Source organism: Microbacterium sp. (assembly GCF_051953575.1).
GTDB lineage: Bacteria > Actinomycetota > Actinomycetes > Actinomycetales > Microbacteriaceae > Microbacterium.
Genome location: NZ_JBQCIP010000317.1, coordinates 1 through 6,461 on the forward strand (window position 1 = coordinate 1; position 6,461 = coordinate 6,461).

Consider the following 6,461-nt stretch of genomic DNA (forward strand, 5'->3'; position numbering starts at 1 on the left):
GGCGGCCTCGATAAATTCCTTCTGCCGAAGTGGCGGTCCGGACCACAAAGAGACTGAGTCTTCGCGAATCATGAGAACGTGCGACCATCCGGAACTCAAGGACGGCGCGGTGACCGCGAACTCCTTCTTGCTCTTCTTCGAGACCGCGACCTCCAGAAGGATCGCTGAGGGATTGGCGGCCCTGATCAGCGACATCCGCAGCGCACGCATGACGAGCAACGCAGCAGCGATGAGGAAGCACACCCCAAACGCGAGCGGGATGACCCACGTCCGTGAGAGAACCACGTACCGCCGGTCCTCGAGGAGCTCGTCCATGTTGTCGATGGTCAGCTCGGGAACCAACGACAACAACGCCAAGCCAACCCACATCAGCAACGCCCCGACCGGAACCAACACCGCCGCGCGCATCCTGAGCGACGTCGCAATTCCCACCCACACATCGTGCCACGCGTCCGCAGGTTGTCGTGGAGATTCGCGCTCGGCCGGCGCGAGCGAGCAACGAACATCGCATTTCGAAAAGCCGGTCCTCCAGCGGACGCCGGTCACCATTAAAGTGCGAGGCATGGTTGACGCGATGCAGCGCCCGCGCGACGCGGCATCCCCCGGTCGTACGGACGTGACGCCATTCACATTCCGCGACGTCACCCTCCACACGTTGACGGTCTGGGCGACGTTCATGGTTCCCTCCCTGGCATACGGCTGCATCAGGTTCCCGGACACGTTCCGTGACACCGGGGCATTACCTCTCCTCGGTGCCACGGTCGTCGCATACGCCGTCATCGCATTAGCTCTCACCTGGCTTGGCGCGCCTTTCGCGTGGCTGCTCGGGTGGGCGCTGCGCAGTGTTCGCCGTCGCTGGGTTCACGTGGTCGCGTTCGGCCTGCTCGGGTTCGTTGCGGGCGCCGTGGTCGCGTTGGTTGCAGCGGCTGGAGTGCCGATCGCCGAGCCGATCCGGCTCCTCGCACTGTTCTTCGCCGCAGTCTGCGGCGGGTGCACCGCTATCGCGCGCTGGGTGGCCCTCCGTCTCCGTGGCCGGCGCGAGGCCGTGTCAGAACGGACGAGCGTGAGCGTGGGCGGAGTCGCAGGCTCGTAATGATCTCCTTTCGCGACGCTGGTTCGATCCGACAGTTGGGACGCCGGTGGGGAGTTGTGGTGGGGAATCGGATTCGTTCGGATCGGTGCCGGCCTGGTCGTCCGAGCCGTCTGGCCCGCCGGAGCGGTCGCCAATCACAACGGCCAGACGAGCGATATCCGATCGGCGTACGGGCGCGCCTCCTCCCCAAGAGTTGAAGCGATGGGAGGTGCGCATCGCGTCGGTATGGTGGCGGCGTGGATGACGACCGACGAAATGTGCTTGGGCGCCGCGAAATCATCGCGGGGTACCTCGAGGTGCTGGACCGACTCGAAGAACTCGTCGAAATCTGCGCGTCCACCGAGGGCGACACCGATGAGCTACGGAATGCGGTGCAGGAAGCGTTCGCGATCAGTCCGATCGCAGCGGATGCGGTCCTTGCCCTGCAAGTCAGACGCTTCACTCCGGAGGAGCAGCGCAAGCTTCGGAACGAGCTCACTGACATTGACCGATGGCTAGAGGAATCTCGCGGCGCGTAGGCCGATCCAAACAGCGTGTGCCCGTGTCGTCTCCGAGCGATGCTGAGCGAATGAACGGAATACGGATTGGATATGCGCGGGTCTCGACCACCGATCAGGACCTCACTTCCCAGCGCGATGCATTGTTGCGTTTGGGAGTTCGCGACGCGAACATCTACGTCGACCTCGGATTGACCGGCACTAATCGCGCCAGACCAGGGCTTCGGGAGGCGCTGGCCGCGGTCCGTGAAGGCGACACTCTGGTGGTGACGAAGCTCGACCGGCTTGCCCGATCGTTGCGCGACGCTCGTGAGATCGCCGACGAGCTGACCGAGAAGGGCGTCGTACTCAGCCTCGGCGGAAGCACCTACGACCCGACCGATCCCGTTGGCCGGCTGTTGTTCAATGTGCTCGCGATGGTCGCGGAGTTCGAGCGCGATCTGATCAGCATGCGCACGGAAGAGGGCATGGCGGTCGCTCGGGCGAAGGGGAGGCTGGCGCCGGGCTCCGCCTCAGTCGCGCGAGCTGGCGTTCACGCTCCCCGAGCGCTCCTGACCGGTCAGACCGGCAATCGCGGCCATCATCCGCTCGGTGATCTCGCGGCGGGCCTTGCCGTCGGGCACACCCTCGAGGTCCGACAGGTCGAGCGGCTCACCGAAGTGCACCTCGACGCGGGGCCTTCCGGGCAGCAGGTGGCTGAACGGCTTCACCGTGCCCGTTCCGATCAGGCCGACGGGAACGACTGCGGCGCCCGTCTCGCGGGCCATCCACGCGGCGCCGCCGTGGCCCTGGTGCAGCTTGCCGTCGCGGGAGCGGGTTCCCTCGGGGAACACCGCGAACACGCTGCCGGCGCGCAGGATGCTGCTGCCGGCATCCAGCGCGGCACGCGCATCGCGACCAGTGGCACGGTAAACGGGCACACCGCCGATCGACGTGAAGAACCAGCGCTTGAAGCGGCCGAGCACGCCCGAGCCCGTGAAGTACGACGACTTGATGAGAAACTGCACCGGGCGGCGCGCCGACGTCGGGATGATGACCGTGTCGAGCGACGCGAGGTGGTTGCTCGCCAGCAGCACGGGGCCGCGCTCGGGCACGTTGCTCCGACCGGTGATGCGGGGGCGATACATCAGCCAGAACAGCGGACGCAGAACCACCCGCCCGACGAAGTAGACGGCACCCGGCCGCGGGGCAGGGGCAGGAGTCGACGGAGCGGGCGCTGTCACCTCGCCACCCTACCCGTCAGCGCCCGCGTGAGCTGCGGGACCGGATGCCGCACCACCGGCGTCCGAACGGCATTCCTCGGGATCCGCACGCGCGATGCGGCCGGATGCGGCCTACAGTCGGGTGCAGGCCAGATGCGCCGCGTCGACCGACGGGAAGTGTGAGATGACTGAGCCGCAGAACGACACCGGCCGCGCCGGCTGGGTCGGCATGCTCGTGTTCGCCATCGGCTTCGCGGGCCTGGGTGTGTGGGGACTGCTCACCGGCCAGATCGCGTGGGGGATCGGCTCGGTTCTCTTCGGGCTGGTGTGGGGCTTCGCGGCCCTGCGAGCGCGGCAGAAGTCCAAGTCCGAAGGCTGAGTCCGCGTGCCGGCGCGGACAGCGGGCGACGGCATCCATCACCCGTGCTCTAGGTGCCGCTCCTCTTGCCACCGTGCAGCAGCTGGGTCACGCTGTCGTGGCCATGGCTGGTGAATGCGTAGAACACGGGGAGCAGCAGGAAGACCGCCGATGCCACCAGGGGGTGGATGAGCACGCCGGCGGCTCCCGCGGCGAGGTACAGGATCACCCCGATGAGTGCGCGCGGACGCTCGTGCTGGAAGAAGGAGTCGTCGACCTCTTCCTTCGTGAGGTCGGGATGCCGCGCCAGGTACGCGAAGAAGAACAGCCACGACAGGCACAACAGGGCGCCGATGAGCGCGTAGAGCGCGACGGCCACCTTCTCGTCCTCGAGGTTGCCCGTCCTCGCCGTCTCGGCGATGACGGCAGTGGGCCAGGGGATCAGCGCCAGCGTCGCCAAGATCGCGAGGTTCGCCCACTGCAGGCCGACGTCCATCTCGCGGATCCGGTTGAACGCCGACTTGTGGTTCATCCAGATCACAGCCAGGTAGAGGTACGAGGCCGCATATGCGAGGTAGGTCGGCCACTCGTCGAGCAGGCCGGAGAGCAGCTCCCCGGGTTCCGTGTCCGGCGGGCGCAGATCTAGTACGAGAAGGGTGATGACGATCGCGATGATCGCGTCGCTGAAGGCCACCGCCCGCGCCGGATCGGCCCTCCTGGATCCTCCGCTTGAACGCGCACCCTGTCGACCTTCGTCATGCTCCTTCACTGCCGTCACCCTCTCCTCGCACGCAGGTGTGATTTCTCCCTGGCGCCGCGCGTCGATGTGGGCGACCGTCGCCCACACTGCGCGCCCTCCTGTGCTGCCGCGGAGGGGGTTCTCAGGCACCGGTGAGAAGAGGACAATGCCCGATCTCTTGGGGTATCTCGTCGGCGCCGTCAATCGGGCGCGGTGTTGAGAGAGCGATGTCGACGGTCAGATGCCGTACGTCTCGCGGGCGACGGCGGCCCAGAACCCATCGGAACGACTGCCCCACGCCCGCTCGACGCGGTCGACGAGCTGCACGTGAGGCGCGGCGCGAGCCGACATCGGCCAGTCGCTGCCGAACATGAGCCGGTCGGTGCCGAAGAGAGTGGATGCCGTCGCCGCGAGCGCGGCCAGACGGCTGTCGTCGTCGCCCCCGGTCACCAGGCCCGAGAACTTCGCGAACACGTTGGGCGCGGCGGCCACCCGCCTCAGTGAGTCCTCCCACTTGGGCGTCGGCTCTCCGGCGCCCAGCCCGAGGTGACAGAGCACGAACCTCGTGTCTGGATGCCGCACCGCCACGCTCGCCACCGCATCCAGCTGCGCCGGGCGCACGAGCCACTCGATCACGCGCCCCGACGCCGCGGCGCCCTCGCACAGCGCGTCGAGAGCGGGGAGGTCGGAGAGGTCGGCCGCACCGCCGGGGGTGGCGACCCGGATGCCGCGCACGCGGTCGTTCAGCACGGTCGTGGCCAACCCGGCCCAGCCTGCAGGGGCCGGCACGTACTGCAGCACCACGGCGCGCGCGACGGGGTCGGTCGCCGCGACCTCCAGCAGCCACCGCATCTCGGGCAGCGTGTCGCCCGCTTGGACGGCGATTGCGGTGATGACGGGGCGGGTTGCGAGGTCGGCTTGCGGCGTTTCGTCTGGCTGCGCTCGCTCAACGGGCGAGGTGGCGGCTTCCCGGAAAGACTCGGGCGATGCGACCCGCGGCAGCCCCAGATCATCCCGGAACCACGACAGCGAGAAGCGCGACAGGTCCCACAGGTGAACATGGGCGTCGACGATCGTCACAGGTGCTCGATCTCGGCCCACAGCTCGTCGGGGATCTCGGCGTGCTCCGCGGCGGCGAAATCGAACACCTCGGCCGCCGTCCGTGCACCCACGACGACGGCCTCCACGGCGGGCAGCCGCAGCGGATACCGCGCCGCCACGTGGCGCAGCGGCAGGCCGTGCGACTCGGTCAGCGCCGCAAGCGCCAGCGCACGGGAACGCTGCTCGGCGGACGCCTCGCGGTAGTCGAAGTAGGGCGTGTTCTCGGGGTCGGCGAGGATGCCCGAGTTGAACACCCCGGCCGCCACCACGCCCACACCGCGGGCGGCAACCTGCGGCAAGAGCGACGACTCGCCCCGATGATCCAGCAGCGTCGTGCGCCCCGCGATCATCACCACGTCCACATCGGCCTCCTGCACGAATCGCGTCAGCGGGTCGGGCCACACCATCCCGACGCCGATCGCCCGCACGACTCCCTCTTCACGCAACCGCACCAGCTCAGGGATCGCCGAGCGCAGCGCCTCATCCACGTCCATGGGGTCGTGCAGGTACAGCAGGTCGATCCGGTCCGTGCCCAGTCGCGCGAGGCTTCCCTCGAGGCTTCGCAGCACGCCGTCGCGCGACAGGTCGGCGACCGTGTCGGCTCCGACCGCGCCCGACGGAACCGCCGCGCCGTCGGCATCCACGATCCTGCGCCCGACCTTCGTCGCCAGCACGACCGAGTCCCGCGGCACCCCGGCAAGGGCGCGACCCAGCCGCGCCTCGCTCGCCCCGGCACCGTAGTGCGGGGCGGTGTCGAAGAAGCGGATGCCGGCGTCCAGCGCCGCCCCGACGGTCGCGTCCGCGTCGGCATCGGCGACCGCGGTGAACAGGTTGCCGATCGGCGCGCAGCCCAGTCCGAAGGTGTCGGAGGCGCCCGGGGTCGGCGTCAGCGGGCGAAGGCCTGCGCGGAACGCCACAGCTCGTACTCCTCACGCGAGTCGGGCGTCAGCGGGTAGTAGTCGCTCAGGCGCGCGCCCTCGTCGAGGCGGCGGCGGCTGAAGGCCTCCCAGTCCTCGTGGTCGGCGGCGGACTCGAGCACCGCGCCGGCCATCGCCTGCGGCACGATGACGGGTCCGTCGCCGTCGGCGATCACCACGTCGCCGGGCATGCACAGGGCACCGCCCACCGCGACCGGGACGTCGTACGCCCACGGGAACAGCTCGGTCTGCGACGCGTAGTGCGGCGTCGTCCCGGTCGACCAGACCGGCAGCCCGAGCTCTTTGATGCGGTCGGAGTCGCGGATGCGCCCGTCGACCACGATGCCCACGCCGCCCTTCTTGACGAAGTAGCGCGCCAGGATGTCGCCGATGCAGCCCGAGTACTTGCTGCCGAACGCCTGGATCACCAGCACATCGCCGGGCTTCACCTCTTCGAGCACGTGCCACAGCGCCGTATGCCGTTCGACGTACTCCTGGCCGTGACCCGACGCGAGATCTTCGCGCTGCGGCATGAACTGCAGCGTGATCGCCGA

9 protein-coding genes and 1 pseudogene are annotated in these 6,461 nt (G+C 68.7%); 4 read left to right on the plus strand and 6 right to left on the minus strand.

All coding sequences use genetic code 11. From position 1 onward, the window contains the following. A partial coding sequence (locus ACTHNQ_RS20770) for a hypothetical protein (protein WP_440335814.1) occupies positions 1–315 on the minus strand: 315 nt, incomplete at its 3' end. Between ACTHNQ_RS20770 and ACTHNQ_RS20775 the strand changes: the two genes are divergently transcribed. The 3 genes and pseudogenes from ACTHNQ_RS20775 to ACTHNQ_RS20785 all read left to right on the plus strand — a co-directional run. After that, positions 314–1,093 carry a hypothetical protein gene (locus tag ACTHNQ_RS20775; protein ID WP_440335815.1) on the plus strand — a complete coding sequence of 260 codons (780 nt, stop codon included), beginning with the start codon at positions 314–316 and terminating at the stop codon, positions 1,091–1,093. The two genes, ACTHNQ_RS20770 and ACTHNQ_RS20775, sit on opposite strands and share 2 nt — an antisense overlap. 236 nt (positions 1,094–1,329) lie before the next feature. Further along, positions 1,330–1,611 carry a hypothetical protein gene (locus ACTHNQ_RS20780; protein WP_440335816.1) on the plus strand — a complete coding sequence of 94 codons (282 nt, stop codon included), beginning with the start codon at positions 1,330–1,332 and terminating at the stop codon, positions 1,609–1,611. A 50-nt stretch (positions 1,612–1,661) separates the two neighbouring features. Next, positions 1,662–2,091, plus strand: a pseudogene (locus ACTHNQ_RS20785) (recombinase family protein); the annotation flags it as partial. Between the two features lie 11 nt (positions 2,092–2,102). Here the strand turns inward: ACTHNQ_RS20785 and ACTHNQ_RS20790 are convergent. Next, entirely contained in the window at positions 2,103–2,813 is a 711-nt protein-coding gene (locus ACTHNQ_RS20790; protein WP_440335817.1) for a lysophospholipid acyltransferase family protein, read from the minus strand. Between the two features lie 163 nt (positions 2,814–2,976). Between ACTHNQ_RS20790 and ACTHNQ_RS20795 the strand changes: the two genes are divergently transcribed. Continuing rightward, complete coding sequence (locus tag ACTHNQ_RS20795; RefSeq protein ID WP_440335818.1) at positions 2,977–3,171, plus strand: hypothetical protein; 195 nt, start codon at positions 2,977–2,979, stop codon at positions 3,169–3,171. Positions 3,172–3,220: 49 nt separating this feature from the next. Here the strand turns inward: ACTHNQ_RS20795 and ACTHNQ_RS20800 are convergent, their stop codons facing one another. The 4 genes from ACTHNQ_RS20800 to ACTHNQ_RS20815 all read right to left on the minus strand — a co-directional run. Beyond that, positions 3,221–3,844 (minus strand): TMEM175 family protein, encoded by a 624-nt coding sequence (locus tag ACTHNQ_RS20800; protein WP_440335819.1) that lies wholly within the window; start codon positions 3,842–3,844, stop codon positions 3,221–3,223. A 282-nt stretch (positions 3,845–4,126) separates the two neighbouring features. Continuing rightward, positions 4,127–4,969 (minus strand): amidohydrolase family protein, encoded by an 843-nt coding sequence (locus tag ACTHNQ_RS20805; RefSeq protein ID WP_440335820.1) that lies wholly within the window; start codon positions 4,967–4,969, stop codon positions 4,127–4,129. Then, positions 4,966–5,907: an aldo/keto reductase gene (locus tag ACTHNQ_RS20810; protein ID WP_440335821.1), complete on the minus strand. Its 942-nt coding sequence runs from the start codon at positions 5,905–5,907 to the stop codon at positions 4,966–4,968. The genes ACTHNQ_RS20805 and ACTHNQ_RS20810 overlap by 4 nt, the downstream gene beginning before the upstream one ends. Then, positions 5,877–6,461, minus strand: a 585-nt coding sequence (locus ACTHNQ_RS20815) for a ribonuclease activity regulator RraA (protein ID WP_440335822.1), incomplete at its 5' end; no start/stop codon positions are given. The genes ACTHNQ_RS20815 and ACTHNQ_RS20810, both read right to left, overlap by 31 nt.